The 23,829-nt window shown below is 69.4% G+C and carries 22 protein-coding genes; 15 read left to right on the forward strand and 7 right to left on the reverse strand.

Annotated features, from left to right (window positions below; all coding sequences use genetic code 11):
• Positions 1 to 11: 11 nt before the first annotated feature.
• The 3 genes from nhaA to BJY22_RS01945 are packed head-to-tail and all read right to left on the reverse strand — an operon-like array spanning position 12 to position 3,000.
• Positions 12 to 1,898: a Na+/H+ antiporter NhaA gene (gene nhaA / locus BJY22_RS01935; RefSeq protein ID WP_167203455.1), complete on the reverse strand. Its 1,887-nt coding sequence runs from the start codon at positions 1,896 to 1,898 to the stop codon at positions 12 to 14.
• Between the two features lie 53 nt (positions 1,899 to 1,951).
• Positions 1,952 to 2,506, reverse strand: coding sequence for a hypothetical protein (locus tag BJY22_RS01940; RefSeq protein WP_167203456.1), 555 nt, complete (start codon positions 2,504 to 2,506; stop codon positions 1,952 to 1,954).
• Positions 2,503 to 3,000 (reverse strand): sigma-70 family RNA polymerase sigma factor, encoded by a 498-nt coding sequence (locus BJY22_RS01945; RefSeq protein ID WP_167203457.1) that lies wholly within the window; start codon positions 2,998 to 3,000, stop codon positions 2,503 to 2,505. Before BJY22_RS01945 ends, BJY22_RS01940 begins: the two co-directional genes overlap by 4 nt.
• 131 nt (positions 3,001 to 3,131) lie before the next feature.
• On the opposite strand from BJY22_RS01945, the gene BJY22_RS01950 reads away from it, so the two are divergent.
• From BJY22_RS01950 to BJY22_RS01960, 3 genes are all read left to right on the forward strand, one after another.
• On the forward strand, positions 3,132 to 3,836 hold the full coding sequence (locus BJY22_RS01950; protein ID WP_167203458.1) for a GAF and ANTAR domain-containing protein: 705 nt from the start codon (positions 3,132 to 3,134) through the stop codon (positions 3,834 to 3,836).
• 161 nt (positions 3,837 to 3,997) lie between these two features.
• On the forward strand, positions 3,998 to 5,143 hold the full coding sequence (locus BJY22_RS01955) for an ROK family transcriptional regulator (protein ID WP_167203459.1): 1,146 nt from the start codon (positions 3,998 to 4,000) through the stop codon (positions 5,141 to 5,143).
• Between the two features lie 36 nt (positions 5,144 to 5,179).
• Positions 5,180 to 5,869 carry a GNAT family N-acetyltransferase gene (locus tag BJY22_RS01960; protein ID WP_167203460.1) on the forward strand — a complete coding sequence of 230 codons (690 nt, stop codon included), beginning with the start codon at positions 5,180 to 5,182 and terminating at the stop codon, positions 5,867 to 5,869.
• On the opposite strand, the gene BJY22_RS42810 is transcribed toward BJY22_RS01960, so the two are convergent.
• Positions 5,792 to 6,349, reverse strand: a complete 558-nt coding sequence (locus BJY22_RS42810) for a CGNR zinc finger domain-containing protein (RefSeq protein ID WP_167203461.1) — start codon at positions 6,347 to 6,349, stop codon at positions 5,792 to 5,794. The genes BJY22_RS01960 and BJY22_RS42810 overlap by 78 nt on opposite strands.
• Before the next feature lie 155 nt (positions 6,350 to 6,504).
• Here BJY22_RS42810 and alr point away from each other — a divergent pair, with 155 nt between their 5' ends.
• The 9 genes from alr to BJY22_RS02015 all read left to right on the forward strand — a co-directional run bounded on the left by alr (position 6,505) and on the right by BJY22_RS02015 (position 16,601).
• On the forward strand, positions 6,505 to 7,641 hold the full coding sequence (gene alr / locus BJY22_RS01970) for an alanine racemase (protein WP_167203462.1): 1,137 nt from the start codon (positions 6,505 to 6,507) through the stop codon (positions 7,639 to 7,641).
• Entirely contained in the window at positions 7,641 to 8,606 is a 966-nt protein-coding gene (locus BJY22_RS01975) for a D-alanine--D-alanine ligase family protein (RefSeq protein WP_167203463.1), read from the forward strand. The genes alr and BJY22_RS01975 overlap by 1 nt, the downstream gene beginning before the upstream one ends.
• 216 nt (positions 8,607 to 8,822) lie before the next feature.
• Positions 8,823 to 9,317, forward strand: coding sequence for an NAD(P)H-dependent oxidoreductase subunit E (locus BJY22_RS01985; protein WP_167203464.1), 495 nt, complete (start codon positions 8,823 to 8,825; stop codon positions 9,315 to 9,317).
• On the forward strand, positions 9,314 to 10,879 hold the full coding sequence (locus BJY22_RS01990) for a formate dehydrogenase beta subunit (protein WP_167203465.1): 1,566 nt from the start codon (positions 9,314 to 9,316) through the stop codon (positions 10,877 to 10,879). Before BJY22_RS01985 ends, BJY22_RS01990 begins: the two co-directional genes overlap by 4 nt.
• Positions 10,876 to 13,698, forward strand: a complete 2,823-nt coding sequence (fdhF, locus tag BJY22_RS01995; RefSeq protein WP_167203466.1) for a formate dehydrogenase subunit alpha — start codon at positions 10,876 to 10,878, stop codon at positions 13,696 to 13,698. The genes BJY22_RS01990 and fdhF overlap by 4 nt, the downstream gene beginning before the upstream one ends.
• The gene (locus tag BJY22_RS02000) at positions 13,695 to 13,916 is read left to right on the forward strand and encodes a formate dehydrogenase subunit delta (protein WP_167203467.1); all 222 of its coding nucleotides are present in this window, start codon (positions 13,695 to 13,697) and stop codon (positions 13,914 to 13,916) included. Before fdhF ends, BJY22_RS02000 begins: the two co-directional genes overlap by 4 nt.
• 83 nt (positions 13,917 to 13,999) lie before the next feature.
• Positions 14,000 to 15,253: a molybdopterin-binding protein gene (locus tag BJY22_RS02005; RefSeq protein ID WP_202890960.1), complete on the forward strand. Its 1,254-nt coding sequence runs from the start codon at positions 14,000 to 14,002 to the stop codon at positions 15,251 to 15,253.
• Complete coding sequence (fdhD, locus tag BJY22_RS02010; RefSeq protein ID WP_167203468.1) at positions 15,241 to 16,098, forward strand: formate dehydrogenase accessory sulfurtransferase FdhD; 858 nt, start codon at positions 15,241 to 15,243, stop codon at positions 16,096 to 16,098. The genes BJY22_RS02005 and fdhD overlap by 13 nt, the downstream gene beginning before the upstream one ends.
• A complete protein-coding gene (locus BJY22_RS02015; RefSeq protein WP_167203469.1) occupies positions 16,095 to 16,601 on the forward strand; it encodes an SRPBCC family protein in 507 nt (168 codons plus the stop codon). Before fdhD ends, BJY22_RS02015 begins: the two co-directional genes overlap by 4 nt.
• On the opposite strand, the gene BJY22_RS02020 is transcribed toward BJY22_RS02015, so the two are convergent.
• A complete protein-coding gene (locus tag BJY22_RS02020; protein ID WP_337758036.1) occupies positions 16,575 to 16,976 on the reverse strand; it encodes a MerR family transcriptional regulator in 402 nt (133 codons plus the stop codon). The two genes, BJY22_RS02015 and BJY22_RS02020, sit on opposite strands and share 27 nt — an antisense overlap.
• Positions 16,977 to 17,019: 43 nt before the next feature.
• Positions 17,020 to 18,054: an aminotransferase class V-fold PLP-dependent enzyme gene (locus BJY22_RS02025; protein ID WP_167203471.1), complete on the reverse strand. Its 1,035-nt coding sequence runs from the start codon at positions 18,052 to 18,054 to the stop codon at positions 17,020 to 17,022.
• A gap of 143 nt (positions 18,055 to 18,197) precedes the next feature.
• Here BJY22_RS02025 and BJY22_RS02030 point away from each other — a divergent pair, with 143 nt between their 5' ends.
• Together BJY22_RS02030 and BJY22_RS02035 are read left to right on the forward strand one after the other, a co-directional pair.
• Positions 18,198 to 19,235, forward strand: a complete 1,038-nt coding sequence (locus BJY22_RS02030) for an aldo/keto reductase (RefSeq protein WP_167203472.1) — start codon at positions 18,198 to 18,200, stop codon at positions 19,233 to 19,235.
• Positions 19,236 to 19,963: 728 nt separating this feature from the next.
• Positions 19,964 to 21,541 carry an alkaline phosphatase D family protein gene (locus BJY22_RS02035; RefSeq protein WP_167203473.1) on the forward strand — a complete coding sequence of 526 codons (1,578 nt, stop codon included), beginning with the start codon at positions 19,964 to 19,966 and terminating at the stop codon, positions 21,539 to 21,541.
• Between the two features lie 10 nt (positions 21,542 to 21,551).
• Here the strand turns inward: BJY22_RS02035 and BJY22_RS02040 are convergent, their stop codons facing one another.
• Complete coding sequence (locus tag BJY22_RS02040) at positions 21,552 to 22,577, reverse strand: GDSL-type esterase/lipase family protein (RefSeq protein WP_167203474.1); 1,026 nt, start codon at positions 22,575 to 22,577, stop codon at positions 21,552 to 21,554.
• 199 nt (positions 22,578 to 22,776) lie between these two features.
• Between BJY22_RS02040 and BJY22_RS02045 the strand changes: the two genes are divergently transcribed.
• The gene (locus BJY22_RS02045; protein ID WP_167203475.1) at positions 22,777 to 23,811 is read left to right on the forward strand and encodes a LacI family DNA-binding transcriptional regulator; all 1,035 of its coding nucleotides are present in this window, start codon (positions 22,777 to 22,779) and stop codon (positions 23,809 to 23,811) included.
• Positions 23,812 to 23,829 lie beyond the last annotated feature (18 nt).

Below are 23,829 nucleotides of genomic sequence, written 5' to 3' on the forward strand. Positions count from 1 at the left end.
TGCATCAAGATTCAGCCGCGGCGTGGTGTGATCTTTGCTCGGGCCCGGGCGACCTTGATCGCCTGTTTCAGCGTGTCTACGTCGTACGCGCCGTAGTGCCGTTGTCCGTTGATGAAGAAGGTCGGGGTGCCGGAGACGCCGCTGGTGTCCGCCGACTCCACGTCCTGTGCGACTCGCGCGGCTGCCACGTGGCGTTTTACGTCGTCGTGCAACCGATCGGTGTCCAGACCGAGCTGTTCCGCGTAGCCGATCAGGTCCTTCGGCTGGAGCTTGTCCTGGTTCGCGAGCAGCAGATCGTGCATCTCCCAGAACGCCCCCTGCGCGGCCGCCGCCTCGGCGACCTCCGCGGCGATCTGCGCGCGGGGGTGTACGTCGGTCAACGGCAGATGCCGCCAGACGTAGCGCAGGTCGTCGTCGTGCAGCAGATCCCGTACGACGGGCTCGGCGATCCCGCAGTACGGACACTCGAAGTCGCCGTACTCGACGAGCGTCACCGACGCCGTCTCCGGCCCGCGGATGTGATCCCGCTCGGGATCGACCGGGTCGGTCAGATCCACCAACTGTTCAGCGTCGCCGAGCAATGCCATCGCCTTCTTCGGCGGCGACAGCAACTTGGCCGCGCGGAACACCGCCCAGGTGATCGCCGACGCGACGATCACCGCGGACAGCAGCCCGACCTTCGCTTCGGCCAACTGCGGCCCGTCGAACGCGATCGTTGCAATCAGCAACGACACCGTGAACCCGATCCCCGCGATCGTCCCGCTGCCGGCGACGGCGGCCCAACCGACACCCGGGCGGATCCGGCCGGCGGTGAGGCGCTCGAGCAGCCAGGACACGGTGATCACCGCGACCGGCTTGCCGACGACGTACCCGAGCAGGATGCCGAGCGTGATCGGCGACGTGAACGCCCGTCCGAGGAACGCCGCGTCGATGGTCACCCCGGCGTTCGCGAGCCCGAAGAGCGGGACGATCAGGTAGCTGGTCCACGGGTGGTACAGGTACTGGAGGCGCTCGTTCGGCGAGATCGTCGTGGTCAGACCGACGGTCGCGGACCGCGCCAGCTCCGGCGTCGGCTGCTCGCGGAACAGGCGGAACCGGCCGGTCGCCTCCTCGAGTTCTTCCCGTCCGGGCGAGTACGCCGGCGCGGTCAACCCGATCGCGAGGCCGGCGACAACGGGATCGACACCACTCTCGAGCAGGGCGGCCCAGATCAGCACGCCGAGGATGACGTAGATCCACGCCTTGCGGACGCGGAACAGCGAGAGCGCGAGTACGACGGCGAACGCGCTGAGCGCGAGAACGAGCGGCATCAACCGAATGTTCTCGCTGTAGACGACGGCGATCACGACCAGCGCGAGGAGGTCGTCGACCACGAACACCGTCAGCAGGAACACCCGCACCCGATCCGGCACGCCCCGTCCGACCAGCGCGAGCAGACCGAGCGCGAGCGCGGTGTCGGTCGACATCGCGACGCCCCAGCCGTGTGACCCCGGCCCGCCGGCGTTGAACGCCAGGTAGATCAGTACCGGCACGATCATCCCGGCGATCCCCGCGAGCATCGGCAGGACGAACCGGCTGCGCTCCCGCAGGTCACCGAGGTCGAACTCCCGCCGCGCCTCCAGTCCCACGACCAGAAAGAACAGCGTCATCAGCCCGCTGTTGATCCACTCCCGCAGATCCAGCCCCAGCTCGTCGTGCCCCAGCCCGATCGACAGCTCGGTCCGCCACACCTCGTCGTACAGTCCCGGCGCCACGTTGGCCCACAGCAGGGCCACCACGATCGCTGCCGCCAGTACGCCGGAACTCCCCGCCTCGGTGCGCAAGAACGCCCGCAACGGCGCCGCGAACTCCCGCCGCCAGTTGGTCCGCCCGCCCAACAGACCAGAGACGTCCGCCATAACCCGAACTGTAGCCGCGGCCGCTCAGCGCCTGCGGCGCGAACTGCGGGCGGTCAGCGGGCGGGCTGGAGGTAGCTGACGAGGAAGAGCGGTCCGTTTCCAACACAGTCCTGCCCCGTCCACGTGTCCTTGGAGCCGACGCCGCCCCCGGCGATGTCCAGGAGCACACCTGAGCGCGCGACGACCTCGTTCGCGCCGTCGAGGATCTCGAAGGACTCGGAATTGCCCCGGACGCTGTACCCCCGAGGCCAGACGAGCGTCGTCGCAGAGCCACCTGAGCCGGCCCGCACGCAACCGCTCGCGTCAACGGTCAACATGGCTTTGAGGCCGGCCTCCATCCCACCGGGCATCTCTGAATCGGACCGGACGATTCGTGGGGGCACGTCGGACGGCCCGCCTGCTGTCGGCGGCTGGTCGGGGCCGGGGCGGACGGCCCACGCGGTACCTGCGATGACCGCTGCGGAGGCAAGCGCGACGCCCCCAACCGCGAGGCGGCGGTTGCGGATTCGCCGGTGCCGGATGCGGCCGACGACCACGTCCTCTGCGAGGTCGACGGCGTCGCTGCCTTCGGCGGCTGCGGCGCGGAGGAGTTCTCGAAGGTCGGTCATAGCGCACTCTCCTCGTTGACGCCGAGCTGCACGGCGAGCTTGGCCCGGGCGTCGGACAGGTGACGTTTCACGGTGCCTTCCGCGCAGCCGAGCTCGTCGGCGACCTCGGTCACCGTCAGGTCCTCGTAGTACCGCAGGACGACACAGGCCCGCTGCCGCGGCGACAGCGTCCCGAGAGCCCGGCGTACGTCGTCCGCCACAGCAAGCTGGTCGTCGTCGTGGTGTGGTGGATCGACCAGGAGGTGGCGCGTCGCGTTCCACCGCTTGAGCCGTCGGCGGCTGTCGACGTACTGGTTCAGCATCGCGCGCCGGACGTACGCCTCGAGCTGATCGATGTCCTCACCGACGCGCCGCCGGCCGAACACCCGCGTGAGCGCCTCCTGCACCAGGTCACTCGCGGCCGCCGGGTCACCGGTCAACAGGTACGCGTAGCTCCGCAGCGCGCCACCACGCGTCGCCAGCAACGCCCGGAAGGCCTGCTCCCAGTCGGCCACCCCACCACCCGTCCTCTCACCTAGACAGACGAACAACCAGCCCGACACGTTGGGGGCCACCCTCGGCTAACACTCCAAGAGGTCAGGAATGCATGATGTGCGTGCCCGACCCGCACGTACATGCCCTGGAGATGTCAGTGACCGAGCCTGAACTCGCCAACTCGGCGGACACGTTCGCCCGGCTGGCGATCGAGCTGCATGACGCTCCTGGTGTCGAGGAGACCGTCGACGCCGTCGTGCAGTTCGCGCTGCATGCCCTCAACTGCAAGTACGCCGGTGTCGCGCTGTACACCCGGGGTTCGCGGGCGGAGATCGCCGCCGTGACCGACTCGGTCGTCAGCGACCTGTACGAATCGCAGATCAGCGCGGACAGCGGCTCCCTCATCACCGCGCTGCGCGAGCGCACCACCGTCCTGATCCGGGACACCACGACCGACGAGCGCTGGCCGGAGCACAGCACGAAGGTCGCCGCGCTCGGGATCCGCAGCGTTCTCGACGTACCGTTGGCGACCGGTGACACACCGCGCAGTACCGTCGGCGTTCTCGGGCTCTACAGCGAGCAGCCGGACGCGTTCACCGCTGACGACGAGGCGATCGCGCACATCCTCGCGCAGCACGCGTCGGTCGCGGTGGCGTCCGCGCGGCAGGAGGAGACGATGGCGCAGGCTGTCGACGCGCGGAAGCTGGTCGGTCAGGCGATGGGGATCCTGATGGAGCGCTTCGACGTGGACGGCGACCGGGCGTTCGCGATCCTCAAGCGGTACTCGCAGGACACCAACACCAAACTGCGCGACGTCGCGCAGCAACTCGTCGCTACGCGCAGGCTTCCGCACTGACCGCGATCTGACACCGTTGTCCAGGCGCCGACAGCGGCAATCCGTTGCATACTGCGGAATGGAGCCTGACGCCGGGACTTGTGCGGCCAGTACCGCGGACCGGGTCACGTCCCGGCGTCTCACTTCCGGTCACGCCGGCGGCCTCAGGCTAATCTGGCGCAATGGGTGAGTGGCGGCCGCTGGCGGGTCCCTCGCGGCAGGTGGCGCTGGAGATCCTGCTCGACGGGCCGTTGTCGCGTGCCGAGCTGTCCCGCCGCGTCGGCCTGTCCCCCGGCAGCCTGACCCGGTTGACGAAGCCGATGGTCGAGTCCGGGCTGCTGGTCGAGGTCGAGGTCGGCCCGACCGACGCCCGCGTCGGCCGGCCGTCGCAACCGCTCGACCTCGACGCCCACGCGCATCACTTCGTCGGCATCAAGCTCACCGGCGACTCCGCGATCGGCGTCCTCACGACCCTGCGCGCCGACGTTCTCGCGAGCGTCGAACGCCCGATCATCGATCCCACCCCGTCCGCCGTCGCCGACCTGGTCCTCGAGCTCACCGACGAGTTGCAGCTCCAGGTCCCCGGAGGTACGCCGATCACCGGACTCGGCGTCTCGATCGGCGGCCGCGTGGCGAACCGGTCCGAGGTCCGCTGGGGCCCGTACCTCAACTGGGTCGACGTACCGTTCGGCGAGATCCTCGCCGCGCACACCAGCGTGCCGATCGTGCTCGCCAACGACCTCACCTCGCTGACCGAGGCGACGCACTGGTTCGGCGCCGGGCGGAACTCGGACCGCTTCGTCCTGGTCACCATCGGCGCCGGCGTCGGCTACGGGCTCGTCGTGCACAACCAGGTCGTCGACAGCCCCGACGTCACGCTCGGCCTGATCGGGCACTACCCGCTGCTCCCCGACGGCCCGCTCTGCGATCGCGGCCACCGCGGCTGCGCGCTCAGCCTGCTCACGGTCGGCGCGGTCACCAGCCAGCTCGGTACGGCGCTCGGCCGGACGGTCGGGTACGACGAGGCGCTCGATCTCGCGGCCAAGGGCGATCCCGCCGCGCGCGAGATCGTGGGGCGCGCCGGCCGCGCCCTCGGCAAACTGATCGCGGCCGCCGCGAACTTCACCATGCCCGAGCTCGTCGTCCTGGGCGGTGAGGGCGTCCGCCTGGCCGAGGTCGCGCACGAGGACCTGCTCGCCGGCCTGCACGCCGACCGGCACCCGTCGGCCGCCGAACTGCCGATGGTCCTGCAGCCGGCCGACTTCAGCGAATGGGCCCGCGGCGCCGCCGTCGTCGCCATCCAGACCTTCGTCCTCGGAACCGAGTAACTGGCTATTTCAGAATAAGCAGTTACACTCGCCGTCATGGACCTCGTGAGGCGATGGTTGGACGGCTGGCGGCTGTGCCGCGGACTGGATCCGGTGACCGAGTACGACGACGCCTATCTCGCCGTACTGCGACTTCCCGGACGTGAGCGCGAATGGTTCGCCCGGACCGACAACCCGGCCACCGTGGACCGACTGGCGGCCGACCTGCCGGTGGGCACCTGGCTGACCGTCACGACCCACGACGGCGACCGCGTCGCCCGCCAACTCGGCGCCGCGGGCGGGCAGCTGCTCGACGAGCGCAGAACCCTGATGGCGATCGACGTCCACGAGCACCCACAGCCGGGCACCGGCGCGTATCGCGTCGAGCGGACCACCGAAGGCAGGCTCGAGTATGTGCGGCTGCTGACGGCGGAAGGCGACGTCGCGGCCCACGGGATGATGGGAATCGCCGGGGCGGATGCGGTGATGCACGACATCCAGACCGACCCGGCGCACCGGCGTCGCGGGCTCGGCAGCGTGGTGATGGGCGCCCTGGCGCAACGGGCGATCGAGCGCGGAAGCCGGACCGGCCTGCTGATGGCGACCACCGACGGCTTCCACCTCTACCGCAAGCTGGGCTGGTCGTCCGAGGCCACGATGGTGACGGCCTCAGGCACCGCCGAATCGGGCGCTGCTGGGTCTGGCGCGGTGGGCGGCGACCTTGGTGCGGTTCTGGCAGGCGGTTGAGCAGAACCGCTGCGTGTGGTTCCGGGTCGCGTCCAGGAAAACGTTGTCGCACCGGACCGCCGCACACTGCCGGAGACGTTCCGCCTGATCGCTCCCGAGCAACATCGCGACCGCGGTCGCGAACTCGGCCAGCCACCCCGTCGCCGCGTCCGGGCTGCCGAAGTGCAGGTGCCACGGCGCCCCCGGGTCGCGGGCCAACTGCGGCGCGGCCCGGTTCTCCCGGAGCATCGTGTTCACCAGTTCGGCCGCGCGATCGACGTCCGGGAGGCTGGACAGCGCGTCGTACAAGAGCTTTCCGCCGGCGGCGTAGTCCGCGGGCTCGGCAGCGACCTCTCGGTTGGTGGTGAGGCGGAGGGCGCCCTGTACGCCGGCCGCGTCCGGGGCGGGCGCGGGGCGTCCCTGACGGTGGTCCGCCCCGAAAACGTTGGCCAGCTCGATCGCGGCGAGCAGCGACGCCTTCAGATGATCGGTCGCCTCCACAGGCCCCAGTATCGCCGACAGCCGGAAAGTTCGCTGTCGTGGGGCATTTCCTTCAAGTGGATGAGGCCTGTCATACCACGGTCGTAGTCGACGCCCGCGCACATCCGCCCGCACTCCGATGATCCGGATCGTTGCCAGAAACAACAATGGCGGACATGTACCTGGTTCAGTCCCGCCCCCGCCCGGTGCCCGGTGGGATCACCGGACTGTCGGAGGCCGTTGTCGATCTGTCCGCCGTCCGCGACAACGTCCGGACCTTCCGGCGGCGGGTCGCGCAGGACGTGATGGCCGTGGTCAAGGCCGACGCCTTCGGGCACGGCGCCGTACCGGTCGCCCGCGCGGCTGTAGAAGCCGGCGCGACCTGGCTCGGCGTCGCGCACGCTGCCGAGGCGCTGCAACTACGCGCGGCCGGCCTGCGGGCGCCGATCCTCGCCTGGCTGTACGACCCGGCAGAACTCATGCTGCTCAGCGATATCGACGTCAGCGTCTCGACTGTCGCGGAGCTACAGCGCGTGGCCCGTACCCCATCCGTCCACAGTGCTGGATTTTGGGTGCACCTCAAGCTGGACACCGGTCTGCACCGGGCCGGCAGTGCACCTGACCAGTGGATCGAGCTCACCCGAACGGCGGCGCACTACGAGGCGCTCGGCGCCGTCACGGTCCGCGGGATCTGGTCGCATCTCTCGCACGGCGACTCCGCCGACGCCATGCAGAGCACGCGGCAACTGCAGCTCCTGCGGACCGGGGTGGGTCTCGCGCACCGGGCCGGCCTGCGACCGAGCGTCGTACACCTGGCGAACTCGGCCGGTGCGGTCACGCTCGACGCACAGGACACCGACCTGGTCCGGATCGGCGCCGGCCTGTACGGGATCGACGAGCTCGGAATCGGGTTGCGCCCGGCGATGCGGTTGGTGAGCAAGGTGACCCAGGTACGCCGGATCCGCGCCGGAGAAGGGGTTTCGTACGGGCACGACTTCGTGGCCGAGCGGGACACCACGGTCGCGCTGGTCCCGATCGGGTACGCCGACGGTGTCCCACGGGTCGCCGTACGCCGGGCGAGCGTGCTGTGCCGCGGCGTACGGATGCCGGTGATCGGGCGGATCGCGATGGATCAGTTCGTGGTCGACGCCCGCGATCTCGCGGTCGAGCCCGGCGAACCGGTGACGCTCTTCGGCGACGGCTCCGCGGGCGAGCCGACCGCGCAGGACTGGGCGGACTGGGCCGGGACCATCCCGCACGAGATCTACTGCGGCATCGGCAGCCGGGTGCCCCGACGGTACGAGGAGAAGTGATGAAGGTCGCGGTCGTGATGGGTGGCGCGAGCCCGGAGCACCAGGTGTCGCTGGCCAGCGGCCGGGGGATCGCCAAGGCGGTCGAGGTGCTCGGCCATACGGCGATCCCGCTCGTCATCGATGCCGACGGCAACTGGATCGACGGGCAGCACGAGGCGATCGAGATCCTGCAGGCGTGCGACGTCACAATCCCCGCGTTGCACGGCGAGGGTGGCGAGGACGGCCGGTTGCAGGGATTCCTCGACCAGCTGCAGGTCCCGTACGTCGGCAGCGGGGTCGCCGCCAGCGCGGTCGGGTTGGACAAGCACCTGACCAAGTCGGTGCTGACGGCGCACGGCATTCCCGTCACGCCGGGCGTCACGCTGCGCGGCACCGACCTGACCGACACCGAAGCAGCGCTGCAGAAACTGAAGCTGGCCGGGCTCGACTTCCCGCTGTTCGTGAAGCCGGCGAACGGCGGGTCGAGCTTCGGCGTGACGCGCGCGACGAACCTGACGACGCTGCTGACCGCGATCGCCGACGCCGCCGTCCTCGATCCGAACGTCCTGGTGGAGCGTGAGATGGCGGGCCGCGAGATCGACCTCGCGGTGCTGGAGTTCCCCGACGGGCGGGTGGAGACAGCGCCGGCGCTGGAGATCCATGCCGATCCGGGGCAGCCGTTCTTCAACGCGACCGCGAAGTACGACAGCAGCGCGACGCGGTTCGTCGTACCGGCGCCGCTCGATCCCGAGTTGGCCCTGCGGTTGCGTCGTACGGCGATCGAGGTCTTCGAGGTCCTCGGCTGCGCCGGGCTGGCGCGGGTCGACTTCTTCGTGACATCCACGGGCGAGGCGGTGGTCAACGAGATCAACACGTTCCCCGGATTCACGCCGGCGTCGCAGTTCCCGCGGATGTGGGCGGCGGCCGGTCTCTCGTACGCCGAGGTTGTCGACACGCTGATCCGCACGGCGGTGGCGCGCGGATGACCGTACAGCTGAGCGACGAACTGACCGCCGCCGGCCTGGTGAACTACCCCACCGAGTGGGGGCACTGGTCTTAAGGCGATCACTACTGGGCCTACCTGGAGCATCAGCCCAACCACCAGCGCGGCTGGGCTGTGTGCGGAATTGATAGGCGGCGTCTATCAGGTCATAGCCAGCGTTGCTTTGACTCGGCGCGATTGGCGACGGAATGTTGTATACATGACGAGTGAGGTCGTGGCCGCCGCCCCCGTCCCGGTTCCCGGGCGTGCCCAACGAGTGCGAGAGATCGCGGAGGAGCTCCGCGGTCTGCGCGGTGCGCTGATACCGATCCTCCACGCGGTACAGGAGGAGTTCGGGTACGTCGACCAGCCGGATGTCGCGGTGATCGCCGACGTACTGAACCTCGCGGTCGCCGAGGTGCACGGCGTCGTCACGTTCTACAAGGACTTCCGGCGTACGGCGGCCGGCCGCACCACCGTCGCGATCTGCCAGGCCGAGGCGTGCCGCGCGGTCGGCGCGGTCGAGCTCGCGGATCACGCCCAACGCACCGTCGGCTGCGGCTTCGGCGAGACGACGTACGACGGCCGCGTCAGTATCGAAGAGATCTACTGCTTCGGCAACTGTGCCCTCGGACCCACCGTGCAGGTGGCCGGCACGCTCCACGGGCGAGTGACCCCTGCCCGCCTCGACGCCTTGCTGGGGGATGCACGATGACACAGCCTGGCCGCACACCTGAGCCCGCCGCCGCGGCGGCTCCTTCCGTGCGCGTCTTCGTTCCGCGGGATTCCGCAGCCCGCTCCGTCGGGGCCGACGAGGTCGCCGAGCGCATCGCAGCTCTTGACGGCAACACCGCGGTGGTGCGCACCGGGTCGCGCGGGATGTTGTGGCTGGAACCGCTCGTCGAGGTGGAGACCGCCCACGGCCGCGTCGGGTACGGGCCGGTGGCTCCCGAGGACGTGGACGGGTTGGTGGCCGCCGGGATGCTCGACGGCGCGGCGGTCGGACCGCATCTCGGACCGGTCGAGGAGCTGCCGTGGATGAAGCGGCAGCAGCGGTTGACCTTCCAGCGGGTGGGTGTGGTTGATCCGCTGTCGACCGCGGACTACCTGGAGCACGGCGGGATCGCGGGGCTGCGAGCCGCGCTCGCGATGACGGCGGGCGACGTGGTCGAGACCGTCGTCGACTCGGGCCTGCGCGGGCGTGGCGGGGCGGGGTTCCCGACCGGGATCAAGTGGCGGACGGTGCTGAACGCCGACGCCGACCTGAAGTTCGTGTGCTGCAACGCGGACGAGGGCGATTCGGGTACCTACGCCGACCGCATGCTGATCGAGGGCGATCCGTTCACCCTGATCGAGGGGATGACGATCGCGGCGTACGCCGTCGGCGCCGCGGAAGGGTACGTCTATCTGCGATCGGAGTACCCGGACGCCGTCGCGACGCTGCAGGCGGCGATCGAGTTGGCGCGGGCGGAGGGCTGGTTGGGGCCGGACATTCTCGGCTCAGGGTTCGGCTTCGACCTGCACGTCCGCGTCGGCGCCGGGGCGTACATCTGCGGTGAAGAGACCTCGATGCTGGAGAGCCTGGAGGGCAAGCGCGGCATGGTTCGCGCGAAGCCGCCGATCCCTGCCCTGGAAGGTCTTTTCGGCCGTCCGACCGTCGTCAACAATGTGTTGTCATTGGCAACGGTCCCGACCATTGTGGCGAACGGCGCGGCGGCGTACGCGGCGTACGGGACCGGGCGGTCGCTCGGCACCAGCGTCTTCCAGCTCGGCGGGAACGTCGCCCGCGGCGGCATCGTCGAGACCGCGTTCGGCATCACGCTCGGCGAGCTGGTGAACGACTTCGGCGGCGGTACGTCGTCGGGGCGGCCGGTGCGGGCCGTTCAGGTGGGCGGCCCGCTCGGCGCTTATCTTCCGGTCGAGCAGTTCGACCTGCCGATGGACTACGAGGCGTTCGCGGCGGCCGGCGCGATGGTCGGGCACGGCGGGATCGTGGTGTTCGACGAGACCGTGGACATGGCGGCGATGGCGCGGTTCGCGTTCGAGTTCTGCGCGGCCGAGTCGTGCGGCAAGTGCACGCCGTGCCGGGTCGGCGCGGTCCGCGGCGTCGAGACCATCGACCGCATCGTCGCGGGCACCGACCGCACACAGAACCTGGTCCTCCTCGAGGACCTGTGTGAGCTGATGACCGACGGTTCGCTCTGTGCCATGGGCGGCCTCACTCCGATGCCAGTCCGCAGTGCCGTCCGCCATTTCGGAGAGGACTTCCACGCATGACGCTGTTAAAAGAGCCTGACTTCGGTACTCCGGCCCGCCCCGGCGAGGCCACGATCGAGCTGACCGTCGACGGGGTCCCGGTGAAGGTCCCACCCGGTACGTCGGTGATGCGGGCGGCAAAGCAGGCGGGGGTCGACGTTCCGAAACTGTGCGCGACCGACAACCTGGAAGCGTTCGGGTCGTGCCGGTTGTGTGTGGTCGAGATCGACGGCGTGCGCGGCACTCCGGCCTCCTGTACGACGCCGGTCGCGGACGGCATGGTGGTGCGGACGCAGAACGAGCGGCTCGGGAAACTCCGCCGCGGTGTCATGGAGCTGTACATCTCCGACCACCCGCTCGACTGCCTGACCTGCTCCGCCAACGGCGACTGCGAACTGCAGGACATGGCCGGCGTCACCGGGCTGCGCGAGGTCCGCTACGGATCCGGTGTCGAGGCCGGCGCGAACCACATGGACCTGCCGACCGACTCCTCCAACCCGTACTTCGACTTCGAGGCGTCCAAGTGCATCGCGTGCTCGCGGTGCGTGCGCGCGTGTGACGAAGTACAGGGAACGCTGGCGTTGACGATCGAGGGGCGTGGGTTCGACTCGAAGGTCGCCGCCGGTGCCGGGGTGTCGTTCTTCGACTCCGACTGCGTGTCGTGCGGCGCGTGTGTGCAGGCGTGCCCGACCGCGACGCTGCAGGAGAAGTCGGTGGTCGAGCTCGGGATGCCGACACGGACCGTGCTGACCACGTGTGCGTACTGCGGTGTCGGGTGCTCGTTCAAGGCCGAACTGCGTGGTGACGAACTGGTCCGGATGGTCCCGTACAAGAACGGCGGGGCAAACGAGGGGCACTCGTGTGTGAAGGGCCGGTTCGCCTTCGGGTACGCGAGCCACCCGGACCGGGTGCTCGAGCCGATGGTCCGGAACACGATTTCGGAACCGTGGCGGAAAGTTTCCTGGGAGGAGGCGATCTCGTTCACCGCGCGCCGGCTGCGCGAGATCCAGGCGGCCCACGGGCAGGGCTCGATCGGCGCGATCACGTCCTCGCGGACCACGAACGAGGAGGTGTACGCGGTCCAGAAGATGGTCCGCGCCGTGTTCGGGAACAACAACGTCGACACCTGCGCCCGGGTCTGCCACTCGCCGACCGGGTACGGGCTCAAGCAGACCTTCGGGGAATCCGCCGGAACGCAGGATTTCCGTTCCGTCGACGAGTCCGACGTGATCCTGCTGATCGGGTCGAACCCGACCGACGCGCACCCGGTGTTCGGGTCCCGGATGAAGCAGCGGATCCGGCAGGGCGCCAAGCTGATCGTGGTCGACCCGCGGCGGATCGACCTGGTCCGGACGCCGCACGTCGAGGCGGCGTACCACCTCGAGCTGCGGCCGGGCACGAACGTCGCGATCGTCAACGCGCTCGCGCACGTGGTGGTGACCGAGGGCCTGGTGGACCGGAAGTTCGTCGCGAGCCGGTGTGAGGACTTCGCGGCCTGGGAAACGTTCATCGCGCAGCCGGAACACAGTCCGGAAGCAGTTTCCGAAATTTCCGGAGTACCGGCGGAAACGATCCGTGAAGCCGCCCGGCTGTACGCAACCGGCGGGAACGCCGCGATCTACTACGGCCTCGGCGTCACCGAGCACAGCCAGGGCTCCACGATGGTGATGGGCATGGCCAACCTCGCGATGGCGACCGGAAACATCGGCCGGCCGGGCGTCGGCGTCAACCCGATGCGCGGCCAGAACAACGTGCAGGGCTCGTGCGACATGGGCTCGTTCCCGCACGAGCTGCCCGGGTACCGGCACGTGTCGGACGACGACGTCCGCTCGATCTACGAGCACCTCTGGGGTACGCCGATCCTCAACGAGCCCGGCCTGCGGATCCCGAACATGTTCGACGCGGCGATCGACGGATCGTTCAGGGCGTTGTTCGTGCAGGGCGAGGACATCGCACAGTCCGACCCGAACACGCAGCACGTCTTCGCGGCACTCGGTGCGCTGGACCTGCTGGTCGTCCAGGACCTGTTCGTCAACGAGACCGCGAAGTTCGCCCACGTGCTGCTACCGGGGACGTCGTTCCTGGAGAAGGACGGCACGTTCACGAACGCGGAACGCCGGATCAATCGGGTCCGGCCGATCATGGCGCCGCGGACCGGGAAGCAGGAGTGGGAGATCGTCTGCGAGATCGCGCAGGCGATGGGGTACCCGATGCACTACGACTCGGCGGCGCAGATCATGGACGAGATCGCGATGACGACGCCGACGTTCATGGGCGTCTCGTTCCAGAAGCTCGACGAGCTGGGGTCGATCCAGTGGCCGTGCAATGTCGAGCATCCGGAAGGTACGCCGATCATGCACGAGGACGAGTTCACCCGCGGCAAGGGGCGGTTCATGGAGACCGTCTACGTGCCGACGTCGGAGCGGTCGACGCGCCGGTTCCCGCTGATCCTCACGACCGGGCGGATCCTTTCGCAGTACAACGTCGGGGCACAGACCCGACGGACGGCGAACGTGGCCTGGCATGCCGAGGACGTGCTGGAGATCCATCCGCACGACGCGGAGGTGCGTGGGGTGTCGGACGGTGACCTGGTCGCGCTGTCGAGCCGGGTCGGGCGGACGGAGCTGCGCGCGACGATCTCCGACCGGATGCCGGTCGGGGTCTGCTACACCACGTTCCACCATCCGGTGAGCGGCGCGAACGTCGTCACCACGGACAACTCCGACTGGGCCACCAACTGCCCCGAGTACAAGGTCACCGCGGTCCAGGTCGACCTGGTTCCGGAAACGGTTTCCGCCGATTCCGCGCTGGAGCCTGTCGTTGCTGGAGGCAATCGATGAGTGCCGGCGTGCCGCCCTACGTGCGGTTGGCGAACGAGATCGCGGCCCAGTTCGCCCACCGCTCGCCCGCGGACGCCGCCACCGCGATCGCCACCCACATGAAGGCCGTCTGGGACCCGCGGATGAAGCGGGCCCTGATCGACCACGTCGAGTCCGGTGCAACGGACCTCGATCCCGCCGCCGCGCTGGCCGCCCGTCAGCTCCAGGCTTCCTCGTGACCCACCCCACGCCGTGGGCCGAGGAGCCGTCCGCGGAACGGGATCGGTTCGACAACGCCGAACCGGTTGGAGAGGCTGGGGGTGTGGAGGACGGGCCCGGGCGGACACCGGATGACGGCCGTGGCGTGCGACGCCGCGCCGATCTTGAACCCGCGGTACCGCGGCGGGATGCGCTGCCGTGGGATGTCGCGCGGGCGCTGGCGCATGCGGCGGCACGGCCCGGGACAGTGGTCCGGCGCCGGTTGGACGAGGCCGACGGGTGCGTGCTGGCGACGCCGTTGGTGTCACCGGTCGCGGTGCCGCCGGTGGATCGCGCGGCGATGGACGGGTACGCCGTCCGCGGAGACGGACCGTGGCGGGTGATCGGGCACGTCGCTGCCGGCGCCGTGGAGGCCCGCGAACTCGAGGACGGTCAGGCGACCGGCATCGTGACCGGCGCGGCCGTGCCGGCCGGGGCGACGTCGGTGATGCGCTCGGAGGACGCGGTGCTCACCGGCGACCTGTTGGAAGGTCCGGCCGAGCACGGGCGGCACATCCGGCGCGCGGGCGAGGAGTGCGAACCCGGGGACCACCTGCTCCCGGCCGGAGTGATCGTCGATCCGGCAGTCCTGGGCCTGGCCGCGACCGTCGGACTCAACAGCCTGGTCGTCATTCCCCCGCCAACAGTCGCCGCCTTGGTCACCGGCGACGAGCTGGTTCACCGCGGTCCGTCGTCTCCAGGCCGCACCCGCGACGCCATCGGCCCCATGCTCCCAGGCCTGACAGCCAGAGCGGGCGCCAAGGCGGCCGGCGCGGTTACACACCTCCCGGACTCTCGGGAGCGGCTGGTTCAGGCTCTGCGGGAGACTCGGGCTGATCTGCTTCTCGTATCCGGCTCATCTGCCTCCGGGCCGGCTGATCATCTTCGGCCGGCGCTTTCCGAGTTGGGTGCGGAGATGATCGTCGACGGGGTCGCCTGCCGGCCCGGTCACCCGCAGGCGCTCGCCGTGCTGCCGGACGGGCGGCTTGTGCTCGGTCTCCCCGGCAACCCGTTCGCCGCGTTCGTCGCCTTCCTGACACTCGGCGTCGCGGCCATCACCCGCCTGCGCGGCCTCCCGCTCCCAGAGCTCCACCAGATCGCGGTCCCCGGCGGCATCCCCTGCCACCCGTCGAGTACCCGCCTCGTCCCGATCCGCCTCACCCCGCAAGGCGCCGTACCCGTCGGCCACGGCGGTTCCGCCATGCTCCGAGGCCCCGCGATCGCCGACGCCCTCGCCGTCGTCGCCCCGGGCCCCTCCGAAGCCATCGCCGCCCGCCTCCTGCCGCTCGATCCCGGAGCCCGCCCATGGGCCGGCTGATCGCCCGCCGCCCCGTCGTCCGGCTGACGCCCGCCGGCGAGCGTCAGCGCCCCGACTCGATCGCGGTGGAAGAGCCCCTGGAACTCCGCGTCGACGGCAAGCCGCTCGCCGTGACGATGCGAACCCCCGGGCACGACGTCGAGCTCGCCCACGGCTTCCTGCACACCGAAGGCGTGATCGGCGGCCCCGACGACATCCGCGACGCGAGGTACTGCGACTCGCGCGACGACGAGGGCCGCAACACCTACAACGTCCTCGATCTCGGCCTCGCGCCCGGCGTACCCGCCCCGGTCACCGGCGTCGAACGCAACTTCTACACCACCTCGTCCTGCGGCGTCTGCGGCAAAGCGTCCCTCGACGCCGTCCGCACCAAAACGCGCCACTCCCCCGCGGAGGACGACGTCAGGATCAGGTACGACGTACTCGCAACCCTTCCCGACGCCCTCCGGGCCCGCCAACAGGTCTTCGACCGCACCGGCGGACTGCACGCGGCCGGCCTGTTCACCCCCTCGGGCGACCTCCTCGTCGTACGCGAGGACGTCGGCCGCCACAACGCCGTCGACAAGGTCGTCGGCTGGGCCCTGCTCAACGGCCACATCCCCGCCCGCGGCCTGGTCCTGATCGTCTCCGGCCGGACGTCGTTCGAGCTCGCCCAGAAGGCAGTGATGGCCGGCATCCCGGTTCTCGGTGCGGTCTCGGCGCCGAGTTCGCTCGCCATCGACCTCGCGACGGAGTCGGGTCTGACGCTCGCCGGCTTCATCCGCAACGGCAGCCTGAACCTCTACAGCCGCCCCGAACGGGTAAATGTCGAGTCCGCTGAGGTGCGTACGACGTCCGGGGCATGAACGACTACGGAGTGACCGGTGCGACCACCGGCATCGAAGTACTGCTCAAGCTGCCGATCCACACCGTCTGGTCCGGCATCACCGCGATCCAGAGGTACGGCGAGTGGAGCCCGGAGTGCATCTACGGCGCCTGGCTCGAGGAAAACGCTACCTTCGAGGCCCGAAACCGTTTTCCGAACGGCCTGGAAACGTATGTGACCTGCACGGTCACCGTGCTCGAGGAACCGACACGCTTCGGCTGGGACGTGTACGGCGGGGAGGACGTCCCGCTCGCGCACTGGGAATACGAACTGGAGGATCGCGGCCCCGAGACGCTCGTGCGTCAGAGCTTCACACACGGCCCGGGCGACAGCGGCCTGCGGATGGGCGTCCTCAAGTACCCGGACCGCGCCACGGAGATCATCCGCGGCCGCCTCGACGAGCTGGCGGCCAACATGCGCACCACGCTGGCCGCGATGGAGGAGGCGCTGCGCCGCTCAGGAGGCCTCGCTGGCCGACTGTGAGGACGGGTTCACCCACAGGCCGTCGGCGGTGCCGGCGTCCACGTGCTCCTGGTAGACGTCGACCTTCCAGGTGATCACATTCAGGCACTCGTTGAGTTCCTCGATCTGTGCCTTCACGGCGTCCTGGTGGCTGCGGAGCAGGGCCAGCCGGTCCGCCTCGTTGCCGGGGCCCTGCCGGACCAGGTCCGTGTAGCGGCGGATCGTGTCGAGCGGCATCCCGGACGAGCGGAACTTGATGCACATGTTCAGCCAGTCGACGTCGTCCTCGGTGTAGACGCGCCGCCCGTTCGACTCCCGCCGTACCGGATCCGCGAGCAGCCCCTCACGCTCGTAGAACCGCAGCGCGTGGACACTCAACCCTGTCCGCTCCGCCACCTGCCCGATACTCAATCCACCCATAGGGCACCCTAACCCGCTGCTAGATCAATGGCTTCAGAGCAGACAACGCTTGCTGTACGTCGGAACGGGTCGTGTAGATGTGGAACGACGCGCGCAGCTTGCCGTCCCGTACCGCGGCCCGCATCCCGGCCGCGGCGAACGCCTCCTGCGCGCCGGGCAGACTCGTGCTGACGATCGCGCTGTTCGACGGCGGGAGGCCCAGCCCGTCGCGGAACTCGTTCGCCAGCGCGAGGTTGTGCCGGTTGATCGTCTCGACACCGATTTCCTCGACCAGCTCGAGCGCGGGCGCCGCGCCGACGAAGCTGAACCACGCCGGCGACTGGTCGAACCTCCGCGCACCCGGGTCGAGCTCCATCACCGGTCCGTAGTACGACCCGTGCACGTCCCGCGCGGCGTACCAGCCGGCGGCGGATGGGCGGCAGCGCTCCTGCAGCCGCGGCGACAGGTACCCGAACGTCGCGCCGCGGGGCGACATCAACCACTTGTAACTGTGGACGATCAACGCGTCGACACCGTCCACGCTGATCGGATACCACCCCACCGCCTGCGTCGCGTCGATCACCAAAAGCGCGTCAATCTGCTTGCTCGCGGCAACTACCGCGGGAAGGTCGAGTACAGCGCCGGTCGACGACTGGACCGCACTCACCGCGACCACGTCGACCCCAGGCGTGATCGCCGCGACCAACTCGTCCGACGGTACGGCGACAACCTCGACGCCACGGTCCGCGTGCACCTGCCACGGGAAGACGTTCGACGTGAACTCCACGTCGTCCGTCAGGACCCTCGCGCCGTCCGGCAACGCGGTCGCGACCGGCGCCAGCGCCGCGGACACCGTGCTGCCGACGAACACATCCACTGCATCCGCGCCGACCAGCCGCGCGAACGACTCCCGCGCCCGCACGGTCGACTCGTCCCACGGCTCCCAGCTCGTCGCGCCGACCCTCCAGTCCGCGAGCGCCGCCTGCAACGCCTCCCATGCCGGCCGCGGCGGCAGCCCGTACGACGCAGTGTTCAACCACCCCGGCGCAGGGTCCCAAAGCTCCGAAATCTCCACACCCCCACCCTACGGACACGTCTTTGTGCACCCACCAACCGTTTTCACGGCCCCGATCCGGTTGGTGGGTGCTCAAAGAGGACGCTTGACCTAGAGAGCGGTCTAGCTTTTAGCGTTCGGGGGGACGGTGAGGAGTTGAAGGCATGCGTTATCGCACGTTGGGCGGGACCGGGATCGAGGTCAGTACGCACTGTCTCGGGGCGATGATGTTCGGCGCGGTCGGGAACCCGGATCACGAGGACTGCATCCGGATCATTCACGCCGCGCTGGACCAGGGGATCAACTTCGTCGACACCGCGGACATGTACTCCGCCGGCGAGTCCGAGGTGATCGTGGGCAAGGCGCTCAAGGACCGTCGTGACGACGTCGTGCTGGCCACCAAGGTGCACTTCCCGTTCACCGAGGGCCGGAACCGGAGCGGGAACTCGCGCCGCTGGATCACCCGCGCGGTCGAGGACAGCCTGCGCCGCCTCGGTACCGACTGGATCGACCTGTACCAGATCCACCGGCCGGACCACACCACGGACATCGAGGAGACGCTCTGGGTGCTGAGCGACCTGGTCAGCGCCGGCAAGATCCGCGCGTTCGGCTGCTCGGCGTTCCCGGCGGAGGACATCGTCGAGGCGTACCACGTGTCCGACCGCCGCGGGTACGGCCGGTTCCGGACGAACCAGCCGCCGTACTCGATGATTGCCCGCGGCATCGAACGCTCCGTGCTCCCGACCTGCCGCCGGCTCGGGATGGGCGTGCTGACCTACAGCCCGCTGGCGTTCGGCTTCCTGTCCGGGAAGATCCGCAGGAACCAGCCGCTCGACCTGTCCGCCCGGGCCGCACTCGCGCCCGACCGCTTCGACCCGGCACTGCCCGCGAACGCGGCGAAGTACGACGCCGTCGAGCAACTGATCGAGGTCGCAGACGGCATCGGTACGACGCTGCCCGAACTGGCGATGGCCTTCGTCACCACCCACCCGGCCGTCACGTCGGTGATCGCCGGCCCCCGCACGATGGACCAATTGGAGGGCCTGCTTGAAGCCGCCGACCTCACCCTCGACGACAAAACCCTCGACCGCATCGACGAGATCGTCCCACCCGGCACCGACCTCTTCCGAGCCGACGCCGCCTGGCAACCCCAATCCCTGACCGACCCCACCCAACGCCGCCGCCCCCTCGGGGACCGCTGAGCATCAGAGGATACAAAAAAGAAGTAGAGGGGCTATTCGGAAATCCCTCAGAAGAAAGAACAAGAAAAGGCCGGGAAGGACAAGAATAGAGTGGGAGTTGAGCGCGTGACTGGGTTGGGCAGGCCGGTGGCGGCCGGCGTTTCACAATAGGCATCGACCTACCGCGGTGGTACGCCCGACGCCGCCGACATCGGCGCCACCGCCACCGTTCCGTAATACCCCTCGAAGAAAGAAGCAGGGCTCTAACGCGGTCGCGACCGGCGCCAGCGCCGCGGACATCGTGCTGCCCACGAAGAACGTGTTCCGAATCCGCCCCCACGAGCCGCACGAACGACTCCCGCGCCCGCACCGTCGACTCGTCCCACGGCTCCCCACTCGTCGCGCCGACCCTCCAGTCCGCGAGCGCCGCCTGCAACGCCTCCCCGGCCGGCCGCGGCCGTCGCCCGTACGACGCAGTGTTCAACCACCCCGGCTCCGCATCCCAAAGCTCCGAGATCTCCGCACCGCCACCTACGGACCCATGATTGAGCACCCACCAACCGATCTCTCGCGACTGACGGCTGCGAATGGTTGGTGGGTGCTCAAGGAGTGTGCTGGACCCGGGACTCAACGTCGTCTCACCGCGGACACCCTACTAATTTGTATTAGATCATTGACATCATCCCTTTCGGATCGACCAGAATGGCTGCGCCACAGCGCGATCCACTCCTCCGCCGAAAGGTCTTTCCATGCCTGAAACCGGTCGCAGCCGCGCGCTCAGCAGACGCCGTTTCCTCGGGTACTCCGGTGCCGCGGCGACCGGCGTGCTGCTCGGCGCAGGGCAATGGGACACCATCGCCTACTCGACGCCGCTGCTGTCCGGGTATCCGTTCACCCTAGGAGTCGCCTCTGGTGACCCGACGCCGGACAGCGTCGTGCTCTGGACCCGCCTGGCTGTGGAGCCGCTGGCACCGGACGGCAACGGCGGCATGCCGCCCTGCCGGATGCCGGTCCTGTACCAGGTCGCCACCGACGAGAACTTCGCCCACGTAGTCAAGGCCGGCACGGCGTTCGCCGCGCCCGAGTTGGGCTACTCGGTGCACCCCGAGGTGTACGGACTCCAGCCGGGCCGGCACTACTGGTACCGCTTCCGCGTTGGCAATCAGCTTTCGCCGGTCGGCCGAACCCGGACCGCGCCTGCCCCGGGCACGATGCCGTCCCTGCTGAGGTTCGGCTTCGCGTCCTGCCAGAGCTACCACGGCGGGCACTACACCGCGTACCAGCACCTGGCTGAGGAGGACCTCGACCTGGTGCTGCACCTCGGCGACTACATCTACGAGGAGTCGTACGGTTTCAGCACCGACCACGACGGCAAGCCGCTTCCGGAGTACATGCTGGACGAGGTCACGACCCTGACCGGGTACCGGCTGCAGTACGCGCTCTACAAGTCGGACCCCCATCTGCAGGCGGCGCACGCCGCATCCGCCTGGATCAACACGTTCGACGACCACGAGGTCGAGGACGGCTGGGTGGCCGGCGCGTCCAAGGCCGACACCGAGCCGGACCAGGATCCGGCGGTGTTCCGGCAGCGCAAGCTCGCCGCGTTCCAGGCCATGTACGAGAACCTGCCGCTGCGGCACACCCAGATGCCGGCCGGCCCGGACATCCGGGTCCACCGCCGGGTCGACTACGGCAACCTGGCCAACTTCACCATGCTGGACACACGGCAGTACCGGTCCGCGCGCAACGGCCGGGAGGACCCGAACGCCACCATGCTCGGCGGCAAGCAGGCGGACTGGCTGATCGACGGATTCTCGACGTCGCCGGCGCGCTGGCAGATCGTCGGCAACCAAGTGCCGATGGCCCAGCTGGACCGCAACCCCGACGAGAACGTCGTCTCCTGGTTCGCCGACTGCTGGGACGCCTACACCGTCGAGCGCGACCGGGTGCTCACCGAGGCTCACGAGCGCGAAGTCGACAACCTCGTCGTCGTCACCGGCGACCGGCACAGCAACTACCTGATGGATCTGAAGGCCGACTACGACAACCCCGACTCACCGGTCGTCGGCACCGAGCTCGTCGGCACGTCGATCAGCAGCGGCCGGGACGGCGCCGACATGCTGCCGGTCGGCGAGAACTATCTGCGGGCGAACCCGCACATGAAGTTCTGCAACTTCCAGCGCGGCTACAACCGGGTCACCGTCACCCCGGACCGTCTCGTCACCGACTTCCGGGTCGTGCCCTACGTCTCGCGGCCGGACGCGCCGATCAGCACCCGGGCCAGCTTCGTCGTCGAGAACGGCCGGCCAGGCGCCGACCCCGCCTGACGCCCGGGCCTCAGACCAGCGTGGGAGCGGCGAGTCCGGTCTCGCGCAGGTACCGGACTGTGCGCGCCGCCATCAGCCGGTACCCGTCCGGCCCCGGGTGCAGCCCGTCGTGCAACAGGTCAGCGTCATGCTCGCCGAGCAGCGACAGACCGTCGAGCACGTGGACCCGATCGTCGCCGCGAGCGCGAAAGTCCAGTCCGACGGTGTGTACCAGCTCGCGGATGGCGCGCAACGTCAGCCCCACCTCGTTCGGCGTCGTCTCCCGGCGCGGACAGATCACCGGCGAACCGACCACGATGCCGGCGGCAGGATGCGCCTCCCGGACCCGACGGACCAGCTCAGCAAGCTGGCCGGGCAACGAGCGAGCGTTGAAGGTGCCCGCGCCGTAGATGTTGATGCCGAGGCAGAGACTGACGACGTCGACGTCGAGCCGTGCGATCGTCCGCGGTACCACCGGGTCGAGTTGGCAGTTGCCGCCGAAGCCCAGGCAGGTGAGGTCCCAACCGAGCTCCCTCGCGACGAGGGCAGGCCAGGTCTCGCTTGGCCCGTCGCTCTCGACGCACTGCGTGATCGAGCTTCCGTACGCTACCCACCGCCGCTCCCCCGGCGGGCGCCGCGCGACCTGCTCCGAACCCACCGCTCGGACCGCGGTCACGATCGTCCGGCCCTGCTGCGGAAGCCAGACCTCCACCTCGGCCTGATGATCCGGCAGCTCGACCCTGACCTTCGACCGACCGGCAACCGGATGCCGGGCGATCAGCTTCCCGTCCGCAAGCACGTCGACCGGGGCACTGTTGTTGCCTACAGCCTCTACTTCGAGCTCGAGCACTCCGCCGCGGATGACGGCCGCCAGCCGCACCCCCGCGGCGACCCGCGCCTGCTCGGACAGACCCTCGGTATACGCGAAGCGCTCTTCGTCCGGGAACAGCCGCCACGGTTGCCACCGCTGGTCGCGGCCGGTCCAGGCGACGGCTCCGGACCAGAGGTCCGGCCTGGTTCCCGGCCCCAGGTCCTGGGCGGCAGTAGTCCTGCTCAAGGGTCCTCCTCCACGGCGGGCGCTCGTGCGCCCCGTATTGTCCGCCCGCCGCCGCTGCCGACGTCAAGGGCCTAATCATCTCTAATTGCTATTAGATCAGGGAAATCTTTGCCTCGCTCCCTCTTGACGCTGTCTCGGAGCCATCGCTACGATCCTTCACTAATTCCTATTAGGCGCGACCGACGAGACGGAGGCGCAGATGGCGGGCGGCAAGCGGCCGAGCCAGCGCGACATCGCCGAACGGGCCCAGGTGTCCCAGACCGCGGTGTCGCTGGTGCTCAACGGCAAGAGCGAGCAGTACGGGCTCTCCCCTGAGACCGTGGCGAAGGTGCGCGCGGCGATGACCGCGCTGGGCTACGTGCCCAACATCTCCGCTCGGACCCTGCGCGGCGGCCGCAACGGGCTCATCGGCGTCCACACGTTCGAGACGTTGTTCCCGACCAGCCAGCAGTCGTACTACTTCGAGTTCATGATCGGCGTCGAGGAGATGGCGATCGCCACCGGGCAGGATCTCGTCCTGCTCACCTCGGCCCACCAGCACGAGGGTGACCAGAGCATCTACCGCGGCGGCGTCAACCGGCTCCGGCTGACCGACGGCGCGGTGATCCTCGGCTTCAACGAGGACGCCGAGGAGCTCTCCCGGCTGGCCGACGAGGGGTTCCCGTTCGTCTTTATCGGCCGGCGCGAGAAGGTCGCGTCGCTGATGCCGTACGTCACCGTCGACTACGCCGGCGGGATGGCCGCCGTGGCCGGCCACCTGGCCGACCTCGGCCACCGGCGGGTCGCCTATCTCGGCCTGCCCGACCGGCTCGGCCCGCGGACCGAGCGGCGAACGGCCTTCGGCGCCAGCGCCGAACAGGCATCGATCGAGGTCCAGGACCAGTTCTTCGTCTCACCCGCCGACGTCGGCGCGGACTGGCTCACCCGGCTCCGCGACGAGCATGTCACCGCCGCCGTGGTCGAGAGCGGCGACTTCCTTCCGAAGGTGGTGGAGCTTGCCGACGCGGCCGGCCTCACCATCCCGGCCGACCTGTCGGTCGTCTGCCTGGACACTCCCTCGGTCCGGACCGGCCCGTACGACTGGGCGCACACCGCCCTCCCGCGCCGCGAGCTGGGTGGCCGGGCGGTCCGCGTGCTGCTCGACTTCCTGGACGGCCACCTGCCGAGGAACCACCGCGAGGAGCTCCCCTGCGAGCTGCACCTCGGGCAGACGCTGACCAGCCCTGCCCACTGATCGAAGAAAGAGGTCGAC

It is taken from the genome of Kribbella shirazensis (assembly GCF_011761605.1).
Classification (GTDB): Bacteria; Actinomycetota; Actinomycetes; order Propionibacteriales; family Kribbellaceae; genus Kribbella; species Kribbella shirazensis.

What these genes read in the sequence shown, in the direction of transcription:
- nhaA (WP_167203455.1), bottom strand. Translation starts at nt 1,898, where the DNA reads ATGGCGGACGTCTCTGGTCTGTTGGGCGGGCGGACCAACTGGCGGCGG.
- BJY22_RS01940 (WP_167203456.1), bottom strand. Translation starts at nt 2,506, where the DNA reads ATGACCGACCTTCGAGAACTCCTCCGCGCCGCAGCCGCCGAAGGCAGC.
- BJY22_RS01950 (WP_167203458.1), top strand. Translation starts at nt 3,132, where the DNA reads ATGTCAGTGACCGAGCCTGAACTCGCCAACTCGGCGGACACGTTCGCC.
- BJY22_RS01955 (WP_167203459.1), top strand. Translation starts at nt 3,998, where the DNA reads ATGGGTGAGTGGCGGCCGCTGGCGGGTCCCTCGCGGCAGGTGGCGCTG.
- BJY22_RS01960 (WP_167203460.1), top strand. Translation starts at nt 5,180, where the DNA reads ATGGACCTCGTGAGGCGATGGTTGGACGGCTGGCGGCTGTGCCGCGGA.
- alr (WP_167203462.1), top strand. Translation starts at nt 6,505, where the DNA reads ATGTACCTGGTTCAGTCCCGCCCCCGCCCGGTGCCCGGTGGGATCACC.
- BJY22_RS01975 (WP_167203463.1), top strand. Translation starts at nt 7,641, where the DNA reads ATGAAGGTCGCGGTCGTGATGGGTGGCGCGAGCCCGGAGCACCAGGTG.
- BJY22_RS01985 (WP_167203464.1), top strand. Translation starts at nt 8,823, where the DNA reads ATGACGAGTGAGGTCGTGGCCGCCGCCCCCGTCCCGGTTCCCGGGCGT.
- BJY22_RS01990 (WP_167203465.1), top strand. Translation starts at nt 9,314, where the DNA reads ATGACACAGCCTGGCCGCACACCTGAGCCCGCCGCCGCGGCGGCTCCT.
- fdhF (WP_167203466.1), top strand. Translation starts at nt 10,876, where the DNA reads ATGACGCTGTTAAAAGAGCCTGACTTCGGTACTCCGGCCCGCCCCGGC.
- BJY22_RS02000 (WP_167203467.1), top strand. Translation starts at nt 13,695, where the DNA reads ATGAGTGCCGGCGTGCCGCCCTACGTGCGGTTGGCGAACGAGATCGCG.
- fdhD (WP_167203468.1), top strand. Translation starts at nt 15,241, where the DNA reads ATGGGCCGGCTGATCGCCCGCCGCCCCGTCGTCCGGCTGACGCCCGCC.
- BJY22_RS02015 (WP_167203469.1), top strand. Translation starts at nt 16,095, where the DNA reads ATGAACGACTACGGAGTGACCGGTGCGACCACCGGCATCGAAGTACTG.
- BJY22_RS02030 (WP_167203472.1), top strand. Translation starts at nt 18,198, where the DNA reads ATGCGTTATCGCACGTTGGGCGGGACCGGGATCGAGGTCAGTACGCAC.
- BJY22_RS02035 (WP_167203473.1), top strand. Translation starts at nt 19,964, where the DNA reads ATGCCTGAAACCGGTCGCAGCCGCGCGCTCAGCAGACGCCGTTTCCTC.
- BJY22_RS02045 (WP_167203475.1), top strand. Translation starts at nt 22,777, where the DNA reads ATGGCGGGCGGCAAGCGGCCGAGCCAGCGCGACATCGCCGAACGGGCC.